This window comes from Nostoc parmelioides FACHB-3921, assembly GCF_014696625.1.
Classification (GTDB): Bacteria; Cyanobacteriota; Cyanobacteriia; order Cyanobacteriales; family Nostocaceae; genus Trichormus; species Trichormus parmelioides.
In genome coordinates, this window is sequence record NZ_JACJQL010000003.1 from 186,938 (window position 1) to 209,035 (window position 22,098).

A 22,098-nucleotide genomic window follows, 5' to 3' on the forward strand; every position below is an offset into this window, starting at 1 on the left:
AATTATTTTTATGCGTATACTACATATTTTGAATCACGTCCGCGAAATTGGTAATGGCATCGTGAATGTGGCTGTAGATTTAGCTTGTCTGCAAGCCAAAAACAATCATGATGTAGCTGTAGCATCTGCTGGTGGAGAATATGAAATATTACTTGCTCAATATGGTGTTAAGCACTTTGAGTTAAACCAAAGCCGGACACCTCTAAATTTAATTCATGCGGCTAGGCGTTATCGCGCAATTATCCGAGAATTTCAACCGGATATTGTCCATGCTCATATGATGACGGGAGTTGTGCTAGGAAGATGTCTCAAGGCTGATTCTGAATATGCTTTGGTGGCGACAGTACACAATGAATTTCAACGCAGTGCTGTACTCATGGGATTAGCAGATAGAGTAATTGCGGTGAGTCATGCTGTCGCTCAATCAATGGCTAGGCGTGGTATTCCTGAGCATAAATTGCGGGTGATATCCAATGGCACATTAGGCAGCGTCCGTACTCGTAACATTAAAGAGTATTCACCAGTAGAATTACAACGACCAGCGATCGCCACTGTAGCCGGGATGTATCAGCGTAAAGGCATTGGTGAGTTAATCGCTGCATTTGCACACATTGCCCAAGATTTCCCCCAAGTTCATCTTTATCTCGTTGGAGAAGGCCCCGAAAGGCAGATTTTTGAGGAAAAAGCCCAAGCTACAGGTTTGAGCGCTACACGCATTCATTTTGTAGGTTTCCAGCCAGAACCACAACGCTACTTATTAGCCGCAGATATATTTGTACTCGCTTCTCACCGTGATCCTTCTCCCCTAGTAATTCCAGAAGCCCGTGAAGCCGGCTGTGCTATTGTCGCCACCAATGTAGATGGCATTCCAGAAGCATTAGACAATGGCAAAGCTGGTGTTTTAATTCCCCCAAAAGATAGCTCTGCTTTGGCAGATACCCTAGCAAAATTACTTAGTCAACCTCATCTGCTCAAACATTGGCAAGACCAAGCACAACAAAATTTAGAATGGCTGACGGTTGGGCGTGTGAATCAACAAACATTAGCAGTTTATGCTGAGGTTAAAATAGAATTTAGAAACGTAATTTGCCACACTCTGAAAAAGAGTTAAGCTAATACGTGTCTAAATTGTGTAAATACTAATAAGGCTGTTGACCGTTAACTGTTAACAGTTAACAGTTAACGGTCAACAGTTAACAGTTAACGGTCAACAGCACCCCTAACCTCTACTCTTTTTCTCTATAAATTTTCAATGCACCAAAGTAGGAAACTGTATATATATTTTGATGAATCTTTTTAGGATGATTATTAAATTTAATCTTTGCTATTAGTAGGAATTGGCTAAAAATATAAACTTTTATAGACAATAATCAATTAAATTTTACTTAGCTGTGGGTGTTATTTATCATCTGACAGTTTTTCTTGATTGATGCTGATACTTTCCTTGGGGGAAGCAGCACAACATCTTTGCTCTCAAGGAAAAAGCTAAATGAATGCAGCTAAATGCTAAAGATATCTCTATTCCTTGAAGAGTGAAGATTTTTAACGTGTATTATTTAGTAAATTTAATTACTAAAATGTAATCTAATAGATACATATATTCACGTAAAACCCTGGATTCTACAGTTAAATAACCTTAAGGCTCATTAGGTTCACTTAGAAATTCAGTAATTACAGTGAGTAGAACTATGGTTTTTGACAGCTGTATTTCCGAGCAACATACTTATCAAGTTACACAGCAGCTAGAAAAAGAGTTGCGTCTTACTAATTTGCTGATGGATTGTGTCACAGATGCGGTGTTCTGGGTAAAACCAAACGCCAGGATTTTATACGTTAATGATGCTGCGTGTAGTTTAGTAGGCTACTCCCGTGAAGAATTGCTTTGTATGAGTATTCAATACCTAAACTTAGAATTTTTGATGGAAGTTTGGTTACAGCACTGGACAACTATTAAACAAAAAGGGTCTTTATATTTTGAATCTCTGTATAGGACTCAAACAGGTTTAAGTTTACCTGTCCAAACCACTGTTACCTATATGGAAGAAGACGGTAGGGAGTATGGTTGCATCTCCATCCGTGAGATTAAAAAACGTCAACCAGAGTCATTTCAGTTCCCACAAAATCCAGCACTAGATATTGTTGCAACCAAAAAATCATCAGAACCTTGTAAATCAATATTTCCCTCTGGTTCTCAGCTAAATCAGGTCTTTAAATTTATTGAGTCTAACTACAACCAATCTATTGGCTTACGTGACGTAGCCCAAGCAGTTGGTTACTCCCCAGCTTATTTAACTGATCTAGTGCGGCGACATACAGGGGAAACTGTAAATCACTGGATTATTAAGCGACGGATGGTAGCCGCACGAACATTACTCCTAGAAACTGACCAATGTGTGAATCAAATTGCTGAGGCTGTGGGGTATCAGCACGAGGGACATTTCTTCCGCCAGTTTCGCCAGTACCATGACACTACGCCCCACGCTTGGCGAAAAATGCAGCGTCAGGTTGCAACATCACAATAGAGGCGAAAAAATTGCGAGTCCGACAAAAAGATTGTGCATTGTTTTCAAATCTCGTTTCTTCTAACCTGCTAAATACCTATTAGTCTCCCTTTTTATCAGACTGTTTTAGAGGTGATGATGATCAACGGGCAAAAGATTTCTCGTTGATCATCATCAAACTTGTCTGCATTGTCAAAATGAAGTATTTCCGGCGGTTATTTTATCCACCTGCTTGGCCGATCGCTGCCAAAATTTCGGTAGCCTTGGTTTGTGCTGTGCTAGTACCGATGATTTTTACGGCTTACTACAACCTACAACAAAGTTTAAACAGTGTAGAGGCCGGAGAATATCACAAACTAGAGCTGCTAGCTAGCAGCAGCGCCAGTCGTCTTGACCAATTAATTATTGATTATCATCGGGTAGTTGCTCAAATTAGTAGCGATCGCCATGTGGTAGATTTTCTCTCAGCTACCACACCAGAAAACCGCAAAGCCCAAGGCCCCAACCTACAACAGACCATCCAAAATGTCCTCCGTTCCCATCCCAACTTGGATGTTGTTTTACTGATGGATAAAAATGGTCAATGTCTGGCTGCAACAGATCCTAAATTTATTGGTGAAAACTATTCCCACATCCAAGGTAACTTTTATGGGTCTAGCACTTTACTTGGTGAAACTAGCCAAAATCCGGGTATGTTCTTTTCCCAGCCTGTGCGATCGCCTCATGGGGAAATTATCGGACTCACCGTTATCAAAATTCGCCAAGCAGATATTTGGGTAATTATCAATGCTTTGCAACTATTAGGCTCCCAGAATTACGTCTTTGTGATTGATCAACAGGGAACTATTATCAGTCATCCTGATCCGTCTGTGGTCAACCACAGCCTAAATATTCCTGAGTTAGGGGTGATGGTGAAAACCACACAACCAGGTCACGCCACTTATCACTTACCAAAATCTCACATTTCCCAAATAGTCGGCTTTGCACCCTTAGCGACGCAACCTTGGGTATTGGGAGTTAGCCAACCCAAAGCAGAATTTACCGCACCCTTGCATCGTCTGATTTGGCTCAATAGCAGTAGCGTGGTGATTGTTGGTGGAATTACGGCCATCATCGCTCTGCTGTCAGGGTTGAGTATTTCCCGCCCGATTCACGCCCTCACCGCCGCCGCCCAAGCGTTGGAGGATGATAATTTTGATGCTCACGTAGTTGAGTTACACCAGAGTTTGGCGGAATTAGGACATAGAGAAGATGATATCGGGCAATTAGTCCGAGTTTTTTCAGAAATGGCGGAGGAAGTCAGGTTACGCGATCAACGGCTGAAAATGCAGGTTCAGGAATTGCGAATCGAGATTGATCAAACCAAAAGAGCCAACCATGTAGCCGAAATCACCGAAAACGAACACTTTCGGCATTTACAACAAACAATCCAAAAACTCAAACACCAGGAAATAACCACTCATGAAACCGAAAAAGAGTACTACCAGCGATTGCAAACTCAAGTGCAATCATTAAAAGAGCGATCGCTCAACAGCAAAAATCAGCCCTTAACAGAGCCAACAGAAAACACATAATCACTATATTTATTTTCCAATCACCAATCACCAATTACCCATTACCCATTACCAAATATAATTTATGTCCCAAATCATCGCTATTCACTCATTTCGTGGCGGAACCGGCAAATCAAACATAATAGCCAATATAGCAGCTACTATGGCGCTACAAGGGCAGCGTGTAGGCATCATTGATACAGATATCCAATCACCAGGGATTCATATTATCTTTGGTCTTAAAGAAGAGAAAATTAAACTTACCCTCAATGACTATCTATGGCAACGCTGTGATATTCAAGATACTGCCTATGATGTTACAGATACACTAGTTAATGAACTAGGAAGTACAACTAAAGTTAAAGGTAGTCTTTATCTAATTCCTTCCAGTATTAAAGCTGCGGAAATTGCCAGAATTCTCCGGGAAGGATATGATGTAGTCCGCCTTCATGACGGCTTTCAAGAACTGATTCGTACTCTAAAATTAGACTATTTATTAATTGATACTCACCCTGGTTTAAACGAAGAGACATTAGTTTCCATCGGTATTTCTAACGTATTATTAATTATCCTCCGTCCAGATAGTCAAGACTTCCAAGGAACAGCCGTGACAGTGGATGTCGCCCGGAAATTGAAAGCGGCAAAAATTCTCTTAGTCCTCAACAAAGCTTTAGCATCCTTAAATTTCTCTGACTTAAAACAACAAGTAGAGCAAATCTATGACGTACCCGTCGCCGGGATTTTACCCTTAGCAGAAGATATGGTACAGCTAGGAAGTAAAGGTCTTTTTTGTTTGCGTTACTCTCAACATCCCATTACGCAAATCATTCAAGAAATTACTGAGCAGATTGCTGGTTTAGTTGTGAGTCACTAATAGCCATATGAGCAATCAACAATTATTTCGTACTCAGGTTTTGACTGACTTTGGCGCAACAGCTTCCGAGGTTGAGGAACTATTGATATATAACCAGAATGTTTTTGCTCACAGTAGCTTAATCCATCCCCTAGAGTTTCCCTTACCCCCAGAACCCCATATAGAAACTTGGGAAAAATATGCAGTTACAGCCAAAATGATAGGCGCATTTGCAGTACTTAAACAGAAGCTAGTACAGTTACAATTTCCCATCCAAGAAGGTATCTCTCAGACAAAAGCCTATCGAAACGCCACTCGTAAGGGTGTATCAACAGACGAGATGTCAGAAGCAACAGGTTTAGTCTTGCAGCAACCCCAACAACTCCAATTAATTCTTCATCAAAGTTTGGCGGGAACAATCCCCGTATTACTAACTGAAAACAGAGAAGATTTTGTATCTCTAGTGCAAGCCTTAACAAAGCACAACGAACCCCAACCGCTTCCTCAATCAATGGGAGCTTGTATAGTTCGTGGGTTCAACAATTGGGACAGGATTCGTCAATATCGCCAAAAATGGGAAGCAGAGCATTTTGCCTCTAATTGGAACACGGAGTTTCAAAGATTAATCCTACAAAAACATCTTTATCAAGATACATTTATTATTTTAAGTAATATTCCATATAGTAATATTTCAGCCGAAGAAATAGGACTAAAAGCATCACAATGGCAAAAATTGTCACTCACAATTCGTCTAGAACATGAATGTACTCACTATTTAACATATCGTCTATTCAACTCTATGCGAAATAATATATTTGATGAGTTAATTGCCGATTATAGAGGCATTGTTGCTGCCACTGGTCATTACCAATCCAACTGGTTCTTACGATTTTTAGGCTTAGAATCATTTCCCCAATATCGAGAAGGAGGTAGACTGCAAAACTATCGCGGTAAACTGCCACTTTCTAACGGAGCTTTTGCCATTTTACAAGCATTAGTAAAAGCCGCCGCCGAAAACTTACAGCATTTTCATACTCAATACGCCCAAAAGCTAACAGATACTAATATGCAAATCCTAATGTTAATCACTTTGACATATTTGACATTAGAAGAATTGGCTACCGAAGAAGCACACTTTTTCATCCAGAACACTTTAGACAGATTACAGAGTAATTGCTTGGGACTTACACCAGTGTCATAGATTTTGTATGAGCTTAGATAAATAATTGGTCTTAGTTATGACAGAAGTTTTACTCAAAGAACTAACTAAAAGTGATATTGATTTGATGATTGCTATAGGTCATCAAAGAGAAGTCGCGGCTGGTACTACACTTATTCAACCAGGGAAAATTGCTGATTTCTTACATATTTTATTAGATGGTACATTCAGCGTTATTGTCCCGCAACCAGAAGATAATCTTCTAACTCGTGCATTTGCGGCTATTGAGGGGAACGAAATCTTCGGTAAGGAGATTGGGAGATTATCTAGGGGTGAGATAGTGGGAGAAAGTCCCTTAATTGGGACACGTCCACCAGCCACTACGATTCAAGCTGTGGAAAAGTCTCTGGTGATGTCAATTCCGGTAGGAGAATTAGCGGCGAAATTACAGCAAGATGTGGGTTTTGCGGCGCGTTTTTATCGAGCGATCGCCATCATTATTTCCGATAGAATACAAAATACCATCCATCAACTTGGTCGTCGTAACCTAGCACAAAGTCAACATTTACGAGATGTGCTGTTTATCCTGGGAGAATTGCACGATAGTGACATAGATTGGATGATGGCTTCTGGTACGCCCCAAAAAATTCCCGCTAACACCATACTCATCCACGAACAAGGAACTGTAGACGCGCTGTATATTCTCCTCGATGGAAAAATGTCTTTGTCTATTTCCCCAGATGAACAGAATCCTTTAGCGCGTGCTTTTGCGGCTATTGAGGGTCATGAAATTCCTGGTAGAGAAATAGCCAAATTATCCAAAGGTGAAATCATCGGCGAAACACCCTTTATTGATGGTAGTTTACCCCCTGCAACTGTTAAGGCTATTATCGATTCCACAGTATTGGCGATTCCCCGTCAACAATTAGCCGCAAAATTGCAGCAAGATGTAGGATTTGCATCCCGATTTTATCGTGTAATTGCTACTTTACTCTCTGAGCGATCGCAAGCAATGGTGAGTCAGCTTGGTTATGGTAGGCGAGTTTATAGCCGGGGTCAATCTTTACGTGAAGGGCTAGAGTATGACGATGAATTAGATATTAACACTTTAGATAGGATGGCGATCGCTGGTAAAAGATTTGATTGGATGTTGGGAAGATTAAAAGTAAGTTAAATTCCCAATATGCTATTTTTTTAATCTAAAGTAGATTTTTTGAATCTTGGTATCTAAAGAAATGTGAGTAGTAAGCAAAAAAAAATGTATTGATTTACCCTATTAAAGAGATTAATTTATATACAGTAAATCAAGGATTTTTCCTTAAGGGAATCTTCCGAAATTCCAAAATTGTGTCAGTTGTAAATCATTAAGGAGGGACTATGTCCAACGAAAACCTAGAGCAAGATAACAATGAAAAAATTCAAATTAATGAAAATGGAGAATTAGTGATCAAAGATCCACAATTAGCGGATGCACTCCAAGAGTTAAGCCCTGAAGAACTTGAAGCAATTGCTGGTGGCAATGCTAACTACGTCGCCTGTGGAGCAAATTACCAATGCGGTAAAACTCGTGCAAGTTTTGACCAAATAGCAGAGTAATAATTCTCTGAAAAAGGATTGCTACACTAGGCTAAAGGTAAATCTAGACTGTAGCAATCATATTTATTTTATTTACATACATTTGAAATAAAAAATAGAAAATTAGTTGAGGAGTTTGTGTTATGACAGTAGAAATTTTGCAACAACATATTGATAATGTAAAGCGTGCGAAATTAATATCTGATAAATATTTGGAACTAATTATTTTACCAACAGAGCAGTGTAACTTTCGTTGCGTTTATTGCTATGAAGATTTTTCTATAGGGAGGATGAAATCAGAAACTATCTCAGGCATTAAAGCACTAATTGAAAAGCGATGTGCAACCTTGAGTTATTTAAATTTATCATGGTTTGGTGGAGAACCTCTGGTTGCTAAAGACATTGTTCTAGATATTTCTGAATATGCTATGTCCCTGGCTGGCAATTATTCTCATTTGCATTACTCAGGGTCTATGACCACTAATGCTTACTTTCTTGATATCAATACTGCTTCTGCTTTAGCCAATGTGGGAGTTACACATTACCAAATCTCTTTGGATGGTCCTATGGAGATTCATAATAAAAGCCGTATCCGCGCAGATGGTAAAAATACCTTTGAACGAATCTGGTCTAATTTACTAGCAATACGCGATAGTCTCTTGCCTGTTTCCGTTTTATTGCGTCTTCACTTTACTGCCGATACATTTGATTTACTTGATCCTTTATTAGAGGATATCAAAAGAGAGTTATTGCCTGATCCTAGATTTTCTGCTTTCTTCAAAGGAATTGAACATCTTGGTGGGCCTAATGATGCTTCGATCAAAGTTTTTTCAGAAACGGATAAAGCAAAGGCTATGAAAATACTAGAAGATAAATTATTTGGTGATAATTTAAAATCGCCACAGAATGGTGCTGTACCAGACAATGCCGTTTGTTATGCCGCACGTCCTAACTCTTTAGTTATTCGTGCCAATGGAAAAGTTGGCAAGTGTACGGTAGCTTTAACAGATGAGCGTAATGATATTGGTACTTTAGCATCAGATGGTAAGCTAAACCTCATTCCTGGTCGTTTTTCTCCTTGGGTTCGTGGAATTGAAACCTTAGATATTGACACACTAGCCTGTCCTTTAGTTTTATTGCCAACAAGTGACGAAATAGCTGCTAACCTGCGAAAGAAAGCAGTGACTGTATAAGCCAAAATGACAGTTACAAAAAATACAATTATTCTTTCATATCCTCAGGCATAACTTTAAAATATGCAACTTTATTCAGTCATTAATTCTTGTAGAGATGCTCTACAAATGACTCTTGAATCTTACTGTGTAGGTCGTGCTAAAACTATTGATATTTCATCAGTAAAATCTGATGATTCAGCAGATAAATATCTCTCAGATTTAATAAATACTCGCTTACCCTCGACCGATAGACTGCTGATAGATAAATTTAGTACTGCTAGACAAAGAGGCTTACTTGCATGCCGTAGAGGAGATTTAACTGCGGCTGAGAAGGCGTTTTCTGCTGCAAATGTTCTACTTCAGCTAGATAAGCTCTCCCATGAAGGAATGTTACTTTACAAGTCTTTTTTAGAACAAGCAGAAGCTTACTTAGATTATCGATTAGGTGATTTCACACAAGCTCGTAACCGAACTTATAGCGCTCTAGAAACTAATATGATTTTAGAGGAAGAATATGGTTATGAAATTATCTTTTTTGGTCGGATTCAATTAGTTCATAATCTTGTACGTATTGATGCGGGATGTATGCAGTGGAGTCGAGCGATTAAACTCGCTTTCCAGATTCTGGGTTATCTTGAAGGAGTATTAGATATATTACCTGTTCCTGGCCTATGGGGCTATGAGCGTGTAAAACGCCAAATACCAGAATTTGTTGCTGCAATGTTTGCTCAAGTAACAGGTGAAATTGCGATCATTTTAGCTAGTCAAGATCATCAGTTTGATTCTGATTTACTAAAACTAGTCAACACCAATGAGAATAATCATTGTCACCCTCAAGCCTATGCTTGGTTATTGCTAAAATTGGCATTCATAAATAATGAAGTTGCTACTTTTTTAGCACAAGCATCTAATTTTGTTGCTCAGGGGCGTGGAGATACACCATTACTTTGGTATGCAACACTTGCTGATTTAGTTACTTTGTGTGATGAAATCAAGCTTCCAGAGTCTGATTTATTAAAACAAGAGATAATCAAAGATGTAGCGGCTTGGAATGGTGTTCCAAAAAAATTATTATCTTTATTTTCTTAGCTTGGAAATCTTGGCAAGATTATTGTTAAATTAACAAAAAATGCTCCAACAAAAGCGCAGTATATTCCGCAAAGAATCCTTAGAGCGTCTATCTTCTCCTGAAAGATTAGACCAACTGATGCAGGTAGTCAGTCCTAAAAGCTGGCTGCCTCTTGTGGCGTTGGGTTCTATTGTGGGAGTTGCTTTTATCTGGAGTATTTATGGTAGCATTCCCATCACCGTTGAAGGTCGGGGTGTATTAATTTACCCCAGTAATGTTGTACCACTACAATCTAAAAGTGCTGGGCAAATCATGGCGCTGAATGTGAAAGTGGGGGATGTGATTAAAAAAGGGCAGGTGTTAGCGACAATTGACCAAGCTGAACTACGTAAGCAACTGCAACAACAGCGAGGGAAACTAACGCAACTGGAATCACAAGATAAAGCTGTTGGTTCGCTACAAGGGCGGAGGTTGGAACAGGAGGAGCGATCGCAGCAACAACAGCGTCAGTACCTCCGGCAGCGTATACTGGAATTACAAGCAATCACGCCTTTACTCAAAACCAAAGGTAACACCTCTGTTGATCAGCAACGTCAAGGCTTACAGCAACGTCTCCAGCAGGCTCAAGCTCTGACTTCTGTGTTTTTACGGAGGATGAAAATTCGCCAAGAATTATTTCAAAAAGAAGGGGCGATTTCCGGTGATGAAGCCCTCAAAGCAGAACAGGAATATCTGCAAAACTTAGAAAAAATCGCTGATATTCAAGCACAATTAAAAGAACTGGATGTCAAAGAGACTCAACAAGAAAAAGATTATCGGGAAAATCTAACGCTTGTGGCTGATTTGCAGTCACAGTTGAAACAATTAGATAGTCAACAGGCTTCCGTGGCTCAACAAGATTTGGAAAATGTCACGGCGAGAAATAAAGAAATTCAAGAAGTCAAGCGAGAGATTGGTTCTCTGGAACTACAACTAGGCAATAATAGCCAGATTATTAGTCAACATAGCGGACGCATTTTAGAAATCACCTTAACACCGGGACAAGTTGTTAACGCAGGTACACGGTTAGCTACCATAGAAGCGGAGAATCCCCAGAGTAAGTTGGTTGGTGTCACCTACTTTCCTGTGGCGGAGGGGAAGAAAATTCAGCCAGGGATGTCTATCCAAATTACCCCCCAAACGGTGAAGCGGGAACGTTTTGGGGGGATTGTGGGTAATGTCACCAGCATTTCTCGCTTCCCGATTACCAAGGAAGCGGCTGCTAGTGAAGTAGGTAATTCTGAGGTGCTGGAAGGTTTGGTGTCTCAACAACAAGGATTAATACAAGTATTCTCTCACTTAGAATTAGATGCCAACACACCAAGCGGTTATAAGTGGTCTTCTTCCACCGGGCCGCACCTGAATATTTCTTCTGGAACTACTACCGTTGTGCGGGTTAAAGTGGAAGAACGCGCTCCCATCACCTTTGTTTTACCAATATTGAGGTCTGCCAGTGGTATCTACTAAATCTACCGTAGTAACACTGGTTAATCCTTGGCAGTATGTAAAAAAAATACTACTACCTAGAAGGCTGCGAGTGAAAACGCCTACGCTGCTACAAATGGAAGCAGTGGAATGTGGTGCGGCTGCTTTGGGAATTATTCTTGGTTATTACGGTCGAATTGTACCACTGCCACAACTGCGACGAGACTGTGGAGTTTCCCGCGATGGCAGCAAGGCATCTAATATGGTGAAAGCTGCCAGAACTTATGGACTAGAAGCTAAAGGTTTTAAAAAAGAACTGAAGCAAGTACAACAATTACGCCCTCCTTATATTGTCTTTTGGAACTTTAACCATTTTGTTGTGGTAGAGGGATTTGGTAAACATCAGGTTTATCTCAATGACCCCGCTACGGGGCCGCGTCATGTATCGTTACAAGAATTTGACGAGGGATATACCGGAATAGTGCTGGTGATGGAACCAGGCGCAGAGTTCCAAAAAGGTGGTCGCAAACCCAGCATGATTGCATCTTTGTGGTCACGGTTACAGGGGGCGGAGAGTGCTTTAGTTTACTGCATCGTGGCAGGATTTTTCTTGACGATTATTGGGTTAGTAATCCCCGTATTTAGTCAAATATTTGTCGATGATATTTTGGTACAGGGACGGATGTTATGGCTGCATCCTCTGCTTTTGGCAATGGCGATCGCTGCTATACTGCAAGGGTCACTGACATTACTCAGGTTACGCTACCTACGCCGACTCAAAATTAGACTGGCTGTGGGTATGTCCAGCCGTTTCCTCTGGCATATTCTACGCCTACCTGTGAGCTTTTATGCCCAAAGATTCGCCGGGGAAATCAGTAACCGCACTAACCTGAATGACCAAGTAGCCGATGTTTTAGCTGGACAGTTAGCAACAACCATCATTGACACATTGATGGTGCTTTTTTATGCTTTGGTTATGGTGCAGTATGACTGGGTACTTACCTTGATGGTGGTTAGTTTTGCTGCCGTGAACGTCTTAACTTTGCAATGGATTTCTCGTCAACGGGTAGACGCTAATCAACGATTAATCCAAGAGTATGGCAAGGCCGCAGGGGTGTCGATTGCTGCCTTGCAAAGCATGGAAACACTCAAAGCATCAGGGTTAGAGTCTGATTTCTTTTCTCGCTGGTCTGGTTATTACACCAAAGCGCTCAATTCTCAACAAGAATTAGGAATTACTAACCAGACATTCTCAGTTTTACCCACACTGCTATCGGCTCTCTCCGCCATGTTGCTCTTGATAGTCGGTGGTTTTCGGGTGATGGATGGACATCTGAGTATCGGTATGCTCATCGCCTTTCAAGGTTTAATGTCTGGTTTTCAGCTACCCGTCAACAATCTTGTCAACTTTGGTACGACTCTTCAGGAATTAGAGGGAAATTTGATTCGTCTTGATGATGTGTTAGATAACCCGGTGGGGGAGGGGGGTATAGGGGTGCAGGGGTGTAGGGGTGTAGGGGGGGAAATATCGTCTCCATTAATATATGCGCTTCCTAAATTGCAAGGATATGTGGAGTTAAAAAATATCACTTTTGGCTATAGTCGGTTAGAAGCGCCTTTAATTGAAAACTTTAATTTGTCAATTAAACCAGGACAGCGTGTGGCGTTGGTGGGGGGAAGCGGTTCTGGTAAGTCTACCATTGCCAAACTTGTAAGCGGACTGTATCAACCTTGGACTGGGGAAATCTACTTTGATAGTCAACCGAGAGAGGAGATTTCCCCCCAACTGCTGACTAACTCTGTGGCGATGGTGGAGCAGGAAATTTTACTGTTTGGCGGTACGGTGAGAGACAATTTAACCCTGTGGGATACTACTGTACCAGATAAAAACCTCATGAGGGCTTGCCAAGATGCGGCGATCGCTGATGTAATTTTCTCTATGTCTGGAGGTTATGATGCCGAACTCATTGAAGGTGCTGCTAATCTCAGTGGTGGTCAACGACAACGACTAGAAATTGCCCGTGCGTTGGTAAATAATCCCTCTATCTTAGTTATGGATGAAGCCACCAGCGCCTTAGATGCAGAAACAGAAAAAATCATTGACCAAAATCTCCGCCGTCGGGGATGTACCTGTATTATCGTGGCGCATCGATTAAGCACTATCCGCGACTGTGACCAAATCATTGTTCTAGAACGGGGGAAAGTAGTACAGCAAGGTACACACCAAGAACTTTGGCAAGTTGAGGGTGCATATTCGCGTTTGATTCGGACGGAAGGATGAGAATCAATTCAAAATTCAAAATTCAAAATTCAAAATTTACAATTTAAGAATTTCTTTCTCTACACCCCAAAACTAGTAACCAACAACAATAACCAAATCTAAATAGCCAAAATGGAACTACAGGGGCAAACTTACATAATTAATGGCAATGAACCAATTTTACTCAATGACTCATCGCGGGTTTGGGTGGTTCAGTCTGGTTCTATGGCGTTATTTGCAGTCACCGTAAAAGATGGTGTGATTGATGGAACTCGTCGTTATTTATGTAGTATTAGCCAAGGGAAGGCACTTTTTGGCACTGTTCATCAGCAACGCCAAATTCTCGCGGTTCCTATTGGTGAAGTTGAGTTATTGCTTTTACATCCAGAATGTTTTCGGGGGTTAGGAGCGAAAGCTAATGCTTGGATAGAAAATTGGTTAATGCAACTTAGTAGTGTATTGTGCCAGATTCCCTCCCCAAAAATTCAGGTAAAAGCTGAGGGACAAGGACGATTTTCCTTAAATAATGGTCAAAATTTCCAACCAGCCGCAGGTTTAACTTGCTGGGTGCAGTTTCAGGAAGGGAATGTTTGTTTTCTGGGATTTGAGGAATTGATTTTAGCCACAGACGTAGCCTTTCCCATGAATGACAAAATGTGGTTAACAGCAGTTGGGGGAGCGCAACTAACAACTCATAACCCTAGCAAATACGAAAATCCCGATATACTGCTGGCTGGTTTATCTCAATTACATACTCAAATATTGCATTGCGTTGCTTTATTAGATGAGCAAGAAGCACAAGCAGAACTGACAAGATTACAAGAACGTCAACGCCTAAATCGTCGAATGACAGCCGAAGCTTTAGGGGAACTATCATCAACCCTCAATCCTCAAGACGGTGACTTTTTCCTAGAAGGTACTCCTTTATTGGTGGCTACTGGTGCAGTCGGTAGGGCTATGGGTATTAAGATTAGCCCCCCATTGCGTTCGGAAAATCTCCAGCGAGTGAAGGAACCATTAGAAGCGATAGTCAGGGCTTCACGTATCAGAATGCGCCGGGTGTTGTTGCGGGATAATTGGTGGCTGAAAGATGCAGGTGCTTTAGTCGCCTATACTAAAGAGAATCAACCAGTGGCGCTGTTACCTGTTGCTGGAAATCGTTATGAAATGTTTGACCCAGTTAACTATAGCTGTGTGCTAGTCAACGAGGGTGTAGCTGCAACATTAGCTCCTATGGCTTATATGTTTTATCGCTCTTTACCCGATAAAGCACTCAGGGCTATTGATATAGTCAAGTTTACCCTCCGGGGACACGGGTGGGATTTACTACAAATTTTATTTACTGGTATTTTCATTACCCTTTTGGGGATGATTACACCTTATGCCACTTCAATAATTATAGATAATGCCATCCCCGATAGCGATCGCTCTTTATTATTACAAATCGGCTTAGGGTTATTAGTTGCTGCTTTAGGTACAGGTTTATTTCAACTGGCTCAAGGTTTTGCCTTGCTGCGAATGGAAACCTCTGGTGATGCTTCTACTCAGGCTGGTGTGTGGGATAGACTACTCAATTTACCAGTATCGTTTTTCCGAGAGTACACCACAGGGGATTTACTCTCACGGATTTCCTCAGTCAGTGCTATCCGTCGTCAACTTAGCGGCAGGACGCTGATTAATTTTATTACTAGTATATTTGCGTTATTTTACTTAGGACAGTTATTCTATTACAACTATAAATTAGCCCTGATTGCAGTTGCTAGTGCCGTAGTGGCGATCGCTATCACCACAATCTCTGGTATCCTCCTATTATCAAAAGTGCGCCCCTTACTAGAAGTGCGGGGCAGTATTTTCGGGCAAACAGTACAGCTAATCAACGGTATCTCTAAACTGCGTATTGCTGGGGCTGAAGAACGCGCCTTCGCCGCTTGGAGTAAAAACTACACTCGGCAGATTAAGCTGGAACTCAGCACCCAACTGGTAGAAGATTTTGTGGTAATTTTCAATACAGTCATCCCCATCATTACCACTGGAGTCCTATTCTGGTTTACCACCAAGCTATTGGAAGAAGCTCAAACTTCCGGAAGTATCGCCTTCTCCCTTGGTACTTTTCTCGCCTTTAACACAGCCTTTAGCAACTTCACCAGAGGAACCACAAACCTCAGCAATACAGTTACCCAAATTTTACAAATTCTTCCCCAGTGGCAACGCACACAGCCAATTTTGGCAACTGTACCAGAAGTAAATATCACTAAATCCGACCCAGGTAAATTGACTGGTAAAATTACTGTAGATCATGTAACATTTCGTTATCGCCGTGATGGTTCCCTGACCCTAGATGATATATCTATCTCTGCGGAACCGGGAGAGTATATCGCTCTAGTAGGTGGTTCTGGAAGCGGTAAATCAACCATATTTCGCTTACTACTGGGGTTTGAAACGCCCCAAGCCGGAAGTATCTATTATGATGGTCAAGACCTCTCTGGCTTAGATGTGGATGCAGTCAGGCGACAGTTAGGCGTTGTATTACAAAATGGTCAGCTAAATTCAGCTTCTATTTTTGAAAATATTGCTGGTGGCGCTCAAATTACCCTAGATGAAGCTTGGGAAGCAGCGCGGATGTCTGGTTTTGCTGATGATATTAAAGCCATGCCCATGCAAATGCACACCGTAGTCAGTGAAGGCGGTGGTAATATTTCTGGAGGACAAAGACAGCGATTGCTAATTGCTCGCGCCTTAGCATTAAAACCCCGGATTTTGTTATTTGATGAAGCTACCAGCGCCCTCGACAACAGAACCCAAGCAATAGTTAGTGAAAGTCTAGATAAATTACAAGTTACCAGAATTGCGATCGCTCACCGACTAAGTACAATTCGCAATGCTCACCGCATCTATGTATTACAAGCAGGCCAGATAGTACAATACGGCACTTTTTCAGAGTTAGCAAACGCTGAGGGACTATTTGCCCAATTGATGGCTCGACAAATGGTGTAATTCTTTTTTATGAAGCGAAAATGGGAAAATTTGAGTGTATTTGGTTACAAGAATGGGATTTTGACTATGACAACAATAACAACTAGTACTTTTAAAATTTAGTACACCAAGTTGCCAGTACCACGTAACTGCCGCAAAGAATTAATGCAGAATGGACAGTCGCACGTAAAGATCCTAATTGCGGCTTCGCTTTCTTCATCGGTAAAATCAAGTTCTGCAACTGTATCATCAGATGGCCTTGATGAGACTACCATTGATTGCGGTGCAGGAGCAGCTTTGGGATCTCTTTCTGAATCTCGAATACACACGAAATCCTTCATACCATGAGGATTAGTAATACAGGTACGACCATCATTAGTGTGTATTAATCGCTGGGTCAGGTTAGCATGAGCAGGGTTGATTATCCCTAGTGTAGATACCAACGATGTAAAAATTGAGGAACTAGCGAACAAACTAAGTATGAGTTTTCTGTTCATAAACTCCCGGAAATACTATGACTAAACGTTTAGGTTATGCGATTCACTATCAAATATCAAGTAAATTTTTGCACCCGTTAATTTGATAATGCCCGTTGTAGTAAGCTTATTCTCTAGTTAGATTAAATTTCCGGATAAACTTGCCTTTCTCCTCCTATTTCCCCTAGCTAGCCCGATAATTCTGGGTTGGTGAACTGCTAGTGGTGCCTAATTCTTTGCTGTACATGATATTTATGCCCCGCCATAGCCATAGCAATAAAGCTCCAAAGAACCATACCCGGCATCCCCAACATCCCACTATTACCCAATAATGTGGATAACATACCCAGACTAATAGCTCTAGCCGCAGCCATGAAAGAGTCAAAACTATACTCTGAATATTGGAATGCTTGGGTAAACAGCATAAATAATGCCAGTAAGTAGAATATACCGCCAAACCAACCCAATGTGAAAAACATATCCAGAATGCCGCTATCAACGACAATGGGTTCTAATACGCCTTTTTCATTCACAATAAAAGTGTTGCCTACTCCATTACCCAAAGCATTGGTTAAAGCACTATTGAGACCATCTTCATAGATTTTCTGTCTGACCCTAGCACTATCATCATCTTCAAGATTAGAAAAAGTTTCAAAGCGAGTGGTGATGGGTTTAGAAAATTGCTCTATTTGTGTTAAAGGAATTACACACAACGCCATAACTAAAATAGTGATAAATAGGCGTAGTTGTAACCGGGTTTTTAGTGAAGTTAAAAAAGTTAGAAAAGCTATTAACCATCCTCCCCACAAGGTGCGTACTGTGGTCAGTAGGAAAGCCAAATAACCAGCCGCCGAAGCAGGAAGGCGAATAAAACTTTTATTGGTAAATAATAATAACAAGCCAGCCATCATCATGGCTGCATAAGGTGCAGGGGATGCCATTGTACTCCAAATACGTAGTTTCAGAGGTTCAGGATCACCCATGCTAGTTAATTTTGTACTGGTTAACCAAAATAAATCCCACTCAGGAGGATTAAGAAACTGCACAATTCCATAGATTCCTGTCACCAAGACACCCCAGGTAAAGGTACGCTCAATAGTACGGCGATACAGGGGATAATCACGCCAGTGAACGAATAGATAAAAAGCAAAGGTGATTGGGGTTAACCAATCTAGAAGTCCCCGCGCCGCCGTGAAGGGTGATGTTTTAATCATGCCTATGAGAAAGCCATAAAACACGCCCAAAAAGGCGAGAACAAAGGGTAAACTACCTTGGCGCAAGGACTTTGGTAATTCTTTGAGGAAGGTATGTAATGTTAATAGTGTCACTAAGTATTGTGACACCAACATAAAACGTGTGGGATCCCAACCACTTTTATAATCAACTACACGAGCTACAAATGGTGTAACAAACCAGATCCACCAAACAAAACCTGTGTAAAGTACGGGGTATCGCACATATAAGAAAGCACCAACAGCGAAGGATAGAATTACATAAGCTGTACGGAGAATGCCAGCCGCACCACCGAAAATGCACACGGCTGAAAACAAGACTAGAGATAGTATTGCTAGCCAAGCCAACAGTGGTTGTTTGCTAAAACCCAAGTCTGTGGTAGAAGAACTATCTGTAAGAATATGATTCACTTCCTACTCCCAACTTTTTAATTTTTAATTTGAGCAAAGCGAATTGAACTTTGCCAGGTTTGCCAACCGCGCCAGCGACCATGCCAAGCTGCTAATAACTTCTGCCCAGCTAAGGCGCGATCGCTCGGTAAAAAGCGGAAAAATTGCATCAAACCCATAGCATCTCTCGTACCCACCAAGGTCGCCCAGAGCAGAAATGTTAATTGTTGAGTTGGTGATAGGTGTTCTAATAAGGCTAAGGTTTCGTTGTGGACGGCATTAGTTACAGCCAGATGATTGAAGCTTTGGCGCTGGTCTTCATCAAATCGCTGGGCTGGATAATGGTTGACTCCGATTTGGGGGTCATAGATGAGCTTCCAACCAGCCCGCTTTAAGGCGAGACAAAAAGCGACCTCGAAGTGAACTTGTGCGCCTGTACCGAGCATCCGTTGATCAAAACGCAATCCGTGGACAGCCGATCGCCGAAAGCTCATATTAACTCCCTTGAGAACATCGACCTCGCGGGCTTTTCCTATACCTATATGGTGATTACCAATCACTCTGCCAAACCAATGAACCTGACCAACTACTGGGCAAGTACCATCTTCTAGGCGATCGCCATGATATACCCAATCCCGTCCACCAACACCGGCAATCTGTTCATGGGCGAGGAAGTGGGTTTCAATTTGCGCTAACCAATTACTATGAGGCGCTGCATCATCATCTGTAAAAGCGATGATATCTCCTTGGGCTATATCTAATCCTGCATTCATCGCCGCAACTACACCAGGAACGCGTACCGTTGTGGTGTGTAATGGTAGAGAGTGAGGCGCGATGGTTTCCAAAAATTGCCAAGTCTCTACGTCAGTATCTCGGACTACCACCAATACCTCATCAGCTGGTCGAGATTGCTTTTGTAATGACTCTAAGCAGCGTGTTAGGTCTTTAGTACGGCGGTAAGTAGGCACAATAACTGTAATTTTCATTACTGGTGCAACTCCTCAAATAAATCTATATAACGCTGTGCCATATTTATCCAACTGTGTTGCTCGGCGATGGTGCGGGCAACTTGTCCCATTTGTTGTCTTAAAGTGCGATCGCTTGCTAGCAAAGATAATGCTTGCGCCAAAGCTTCTACATCGTCTGAATCCGCTAAAACTATTCCAGATTCCGGCGTTAACAAATCTGCTGCACCTGTGGAACTAGCAGTAATCACAGGCAAACCAGAAGCCATTGCTTCAATCACCACCAAGCCGAAAGGCTCATAACGTGAAGGGAACACGAAAAAATCTACGGCTTTCATCAGTTCGGGAACATCACGCCGCAGTCCTAAAAAATGTACTCGTTCATCCAATCCCAGGGATTGCGCTAACTGAAGATATGGACTTCCTTCCGTAATTCCCGCAACTGCTAGATGTAAATCTGGCACATTAACTAAGGCTTTCAGGACTGTATCTAAGTTCTTGCGAGAGATTCTAATATCACCAGCAAATAGAGCTAAAGGGACTCCTGCCGGTAATCCCCACTGTGAACGCTGATTATTTCCCGGTGAAAATTCCTGCAAATCCACACCGTTGACAATGACCCGAATCTTTTCTGGCGCTACACCAATGGCTTGCAAATCTTCAGCCACCCGACTAGAAACAGCCACCACCACCCGCGCCCGACGAAAAGCCTTTTTTTCCCAACGAGCATTTAAAACGGTGTACAACCACTGGTAAAAATTATAAAAAATTCTGCGCGATCGTGTAGTTTTAGCTGAATTTGATTGAGCCTTACTAGAGGAAAAATTCAACCAAGAACTATGGACAAAATGCACTGCATTCACATCACCAGAGGCATGGGTAATTGCCCCATTAATTTTGATTAAATCAACTTGAGAACGGTGTTTTTGCAACCAATTAGCGCTGATGAAAGCGAAAATCAAGTTACGGAATAATTCCGTAGGCCATTGCTTAACAGAAATAGCAACCCAATTAACTTGCTCACTCTGTTGTAATTCTGGAGCCACTTGACTAGCTAACAAGGTGACATGATGACCACGACGAATTGCTTCTTGGGCAATTTCATAATTAACCCGTCCTTGGCCATCACCTTTAATTACATTATGTGTAACGATACTTAATCTCACAATATAAATATCCTCTAGTAGTTCACCAACCCAAAATTGCTGGGCTAGGGCAAGCAGGGGGAGCAGGGGAAGCAGAGGGAGCAGGGGGAGAAAGAGATTTTTTTTGCTGCTATTAACCTTGCAAAGTTCTCTTGGCAGACTACTAGATTTCTCCCCCCCTGATGGGTATAGGGGTGTAAGGGTTTAGGGGTTTAGAGGTTTAGGGATTGATAAAACTATTATTCTTTCGTTAGTACGATAGTCACCACTCATCACTCGAATAAAAACCTACACCTGTCGGCTCCCCTACCTCCCCTGCTTCCCCTGCCCCCTGCCCCCCTGCCTCTTCTCATCCCCAATTCAACTGGGACGGCTGCCATAATTTTTGGATATGAGAACGGCGAATAATTTCTGGCCAGGCTTGTAGGGAACCCCGCTTGCAGAGGTATGCAGTCATGTGCAGGAAGTATACACAGCAAAAACCGATGAGTTTTAAGACATTAGGGAATAAATCTTTGTAACGTTTAATCCCGATGTAAAGCCTAGCCGCTTCTATAGAAATTTCGTATTTAGTTAGTTTGCCGATATCGGATTCCATCAAGGAACTTTTACCGTTTCCTCCAGCATTGAGGACGCGTAATTCTGGGCAATTTAAAATCTTGTAACCCCTTTTCAATGCCCGTAGACACAATTCTGCATCTTCATAACCAAAAAATATATTTTCATCCCACTGTTCTTGCTCAAAAAACTGACGAGGAAAAATAGAGGCATGAATAGCAATGGTTTCGGGAACATCACTAGAACGGAAATATCCGCGAAAAGATAACTTTCCCGGAGCCATTACATATCCGTCGGGGCTATAACTGATGCCAGAAAGAATGGTGTGCTGACTTTGTTCTGGTGACATTTTTGCGTATTGAGCGATCGCACTACCAATAAACTCTGGTTCAACACAAATATCATCATCAATAAAAGCAATTAAGTCTGTTTCTGATGCTGGGATGGCATTAACTGCATTGTTGCGGTTAGCACAAACACCAATCCGGGGGCCAGTAATATAAGTTGTCTGGGGATATTGTTCAACAATCTTTTGATTTTGTTGCTGCATCTCAATACTCGGCGAGTCATCAGACACAATTACCGAGTGTGGTTTGATCTGGGAATCCCACAGCGATCGCAAGCAATTTTCCAAATCCTCAGGGCGATTTCTAGTTGTGATGCAAGCCGATAGCCGCATTTTATTTATACCTCTTTAGTTAGTTTTGTTATATCCCCAGAGATCCCCGACTTCTTAGAGAAGTCGGGGAT

Annotated in this window: 17 protein-coding genes; 12 read left to right on the forward strand and 5 right to left on the reverse strand. The window is 41.7% G+C overall.

The window, feature by feature from the left end; genetic code table 11:
- Positions 1-10 precede the first annotated feature (10 nt).
- From H6G14_RS04130 to H6G14_RS04185, 12 genes are all read left to right on the forward strand, one after another.
- Positions 11-1,111, forward strand: coding sequence for a glycosyltransferase family 4 protein (locus H6G14_RS04130; RefSeq protein ID WP_190565868.1), 1,101 nt, complete (start codon positions 11-13; stop codon positions 1,109-1,111).
- Positions 1,112-1,688: 577 nt separating this feature from the next.
- Entirely contained in the window at positions 1,689-2,522 is an 834-nt protein-coding gene (locus H6G14_RS04135) for a helix-turn-helix domain-containing protein (RefSeq protein ID WP_190565869.1), read from the forward strand.
- 176 nt (positions 2,523-2,698) lie between these two features.
- A complete protein-coding gene (locus H6G14_RS04140; RefSeq protein ID WP_190565870.1) occupies positions 2,699-4,075 on the forward strand; it encodes a cache domain-containing protein in 1,377 nt (458 codons plus the stop codon).
- 64 nt (positions 4,076-4,139) lie between these two features.
- Positions 4,140-4,928, forward strand: a complete 789-nt coding sequence (locus tag H6G14_RS04145; protein ID WP_190565871.1) for a MinD/ParA family ATP-binding protein — start codon at positions 4,140-4,142, stop codon at positions 4,926-4,928.
- Positions 4,929-4,935: 7 nt separating this feature from the next.
- Positions 4,936-6,108, forward strand: a complete 1,173-nt coding sequence (locus H6G14_RS04150; RefSeq protein WP_190565872.1) for a DUF7005 family protein — start codon at positions 4,936-4,938, stop codon at positions 6,106-6,108.
- Positions 6,109-6,145: 37 nt separating this feature from the next.
- Positions 6,146-7,240 (forward strand): cyclic nucleotide-binding domain-containing protein, encoded by a 1,095-nt coding sequence (locus H6G14_RS04155; protein WP_190565873.1) that lies wholly within the window; start codon positions 6,146-6,148, stop codon positions 7,238-7,240.
- 203 nt (positions 7,241-7,443) lie between these two features.
- A complete protein-coding gene (locus H6G14_RS04160) occupies positions 7,444-7,662 on the forward strand; it encodes a type A2 lantipeptide (protein ID WP_190565874.1) in 219 nt (72 codons plus the stop codon).
- A gap of 122 nt (positions 7,663-7,784) precedes the next feature.
- The gene (locus tag H6G14_RS04165; protein WP_190565875.1) at positions 7,785-8,834 is read left to right on the forward strand and encodes a radical SAM protein; all 1,050 of its coding nucleotides are present in this window, start codon (positions 7,785-7,787) and stop codon (positions 8,832-8,834) included.
- Between the two features lie 63 nt (positions 8,835-8,897).
- The gene (locus tag H6G14_RS04170; RefSeq protein WP_190565876.1) at positions 8,898-9,905 is read left to right on the forward strand and encodes a hypothetical protein; all 1,008 of its coding nucleotides are present in this window, start codon (positions 8,898-8,900) and stop codon (positions 9,903-9,905) included.
- A gap of 40 nt (positions 9,906-9,945) precedes the next feature.
- Complete coding sequence (locus H6G14_RS04175; protein ID WP_190565877.1) at positions 9,946-11,391, forward strand: NHLP bacteriocin system secretion protein; 1,446 nt, start codon at positions 9,946-9,948, stop codon at positions 11,389-11,391.
- Positions 11,378-13,630 (forward strand): NHLP family bacteriocin export ABC transporter peptidase/permease/ATPase subunit, encoded by a 2,253-nt coding sequence (locus H6G14_RS04180; RefSeq protein WP_190565878.1) that lies wholly within the window; start codon positions 11,378-11,380, stop codon positions 13,628-13,630. The genes H6G14_RS04175 and H6G14_RS04180 overlap by 14 nt, the downstream gene beginning before the upstream one ends.
- Positions 13,631-13,741: 111 nt before the next feature.
- Positions 13,742-16,603 (forward strand): NHLP bacteriocin export ABC transporter permease/ATPase subunit, encoded by a 2,862-nt coding sequence (locus H6G14_RS04185; RefSeq protein ID WP_190565879.1) that lies wholly within the window; start codon positions 13,742-13,744, stop codon positions 16,601-16,603.
- A 98-nt stretch (positions 16,604-16,701) separates the two neighbouring features.
- On the opposite strand, the gene H6G14_RS04190 is transcribed toward H6G14_RS04185, so the two are convergent.
- The 5 genes from H6G14_RS04190 to H6G14_RS04210 all read right to left on the reverse strand — a co-directional run bounded on the left by H6G14_RS04190 (position 16,702) and on the right by H6G14_RS04210 (position 22,027).
- Positions 16,702-17,079 carry a hypothetical protein gene (locus H6G14_RS04190; RefSeq protein WP_190565880.1) on the reverse strand — a complete coding sequence of 126 codons (378 nt, stop codon included), beginning with the start codon at positions 17,077-17,079 and terminating at the stop codon, positions 16,702-16,704.
- Positions 17,080-17,276: 197 nt separating this feature from the next.
- Positions 17,277-18,701 carry an O-antigen ligase family protein gene (locus H6G14_RS04195; RefSeq protein ID WP_190565881.1) on the reverse strand — a complete coding sequence of 475 codons (1,425 nt, stop codon included), beginning with the start codon at positions 18,699-18,701 and terminating at the stop codon, positions 17,277-17,279.
- A gap of 17 nt (positions 18,702-18,718) precedes the next feature.
- Positions 18,719-19,666, reverse strand: a complete 948-nt coding sequence (locus tag H6G14_RS04200) for a glycosyltransferase family 2 protein (RefSeq protein ID WP_190565882.1) — start codon at positions 19,664-19,666, stop codon at positions 18,719-18,721.
- A complete protein-coding gene (locus tag H6G14_RS04205) occupies positions 19,666-20,811 on the reverse strand; it encodes a glycosyltransferase (protein WP_190565883.1) in 1,146 nt (381 codons plus the stop codon). Before H6G14_RS04205 ends, H6G14_RS04200 begins: the two co-directional genes overlap by 1 nt.
- Before the next feature lie 328 nt (positions 20,812-21,139).
- Entirely contained in the window at positions 21,140-22,027 is an 888-nt protein-coding gene (locus tag H6G14_RS04210; protein ID WP_190565884.1) for a glycosyltransferase family 2 protein, read from the reverse strand.
- Between the last annotated feature and the right edge of the window lie 71 nt (positions 22,028-22,098).

What these genes read in the sequence shown, in the direction of transcription:
- H6G14_RS04130 (WP_190565868.1), top strand. Translation starts at nt 11, where the DNA reads ATGCGTATACTACATATTTTGAATCACGTCCGCGAAATTGGTAATGGC.
- H6G14_RS04135 (WP_190565869.1), top strand. Translation starts at nt 1,689, where the DNA reads ATGGTTTTTGACAGCTGTATTTCCGAGCAACATACTTATCAAGTTACA.
- H6G14_RS04140 (WP_190565870.1), top strand. Translation starts at nt 2,699, where the DNA reads ATGAAGTATTTCCGGCGGTTATTTTATCCACCTGCTTGGCCGATCGCT.
- H6G14_RS04145 (WP_190565871.1), top strand. Translation starts at nt 4,140, where the DNA reads ATGTCCCAAATCATCGCTATTCACTCATTTCGTGGCGGAACCGGCAAA.
- H6G14_RS04150 (WP_190565872.1), top strand. Translation starts at nt 4,936, where the DNA reads ATGAGCAATCAACAATTATTTCGTACTCAGGTTTTGACTGACTTTGGC.
- H6G14_RS04155 (WP_190565873.1), top strand. Translation starts at nt 6,146, where the DNA reads ATGACAGAAGTTTTACTCAAAGAACTAACTAAAAGTGATATTGATTTG.
- H6G14_RS04160 (WP_190565874.1), top strand. Translation starts at nt 7,444, where the DNA reads ATGTCCAACGAAAACCTAGAGCAAGATAACAATGAAAAAATTCAAATT.
- H6G14_RS04165 (WP_190565875.1), top strand. Translation starts at nt 7,785, where the DNA reads ATGACAGTAGAAATTTTGCAACAACATATTGATAATGTAAAGCGTGCG.
- H6G14_RS04170 (WP_190565876.1), top strand. Translation starts at nt 8,898, where the DNA reads ATGCAACTTTATTCAGTCATTAATTCTTGTAGAGATGCTCTACAAATG.
- H6G14_RS04175 (WP_190565877.1), top strand. Translation starts at nt 9,946, where the DNA reads ATGCTCCAACAAAAGCGCAGTATATTCCGCAAAGAATCCTTAGAGCGT.
- H6G14_RS04185 (WP_190565879.1), top strand. Translation starts at nt 13,742, where the DNA reads ATGGAACTACAGGGGCAAACTTACATAATTAATGGCAATGAACCAATT.
- H6G14_RS04190 (WP_190565880.1), bottom strand. Translation starts at nt 17,079, where the DNA reads ATGAACAGAAAACTCATACTTAGTTTGTTCGCTAGTTCCTCAATTTTT.
- H6G14_RS04200 (WP_190565882.1), bottom strand. Translation starts at nt 19,666, where the DNA reads ATGAAAATTACAGTTATTGTGCCTACTTACCGCCGTACTAAAGACCTA.
- H6G14_RS04210 (WP_190565884.1), bottom strand. Translation starts at nt 22,027, where the DNA reads ATGCGGCTATCGGCTTGCATCACAACTAGAAATCGCCCTGAGGATTTG.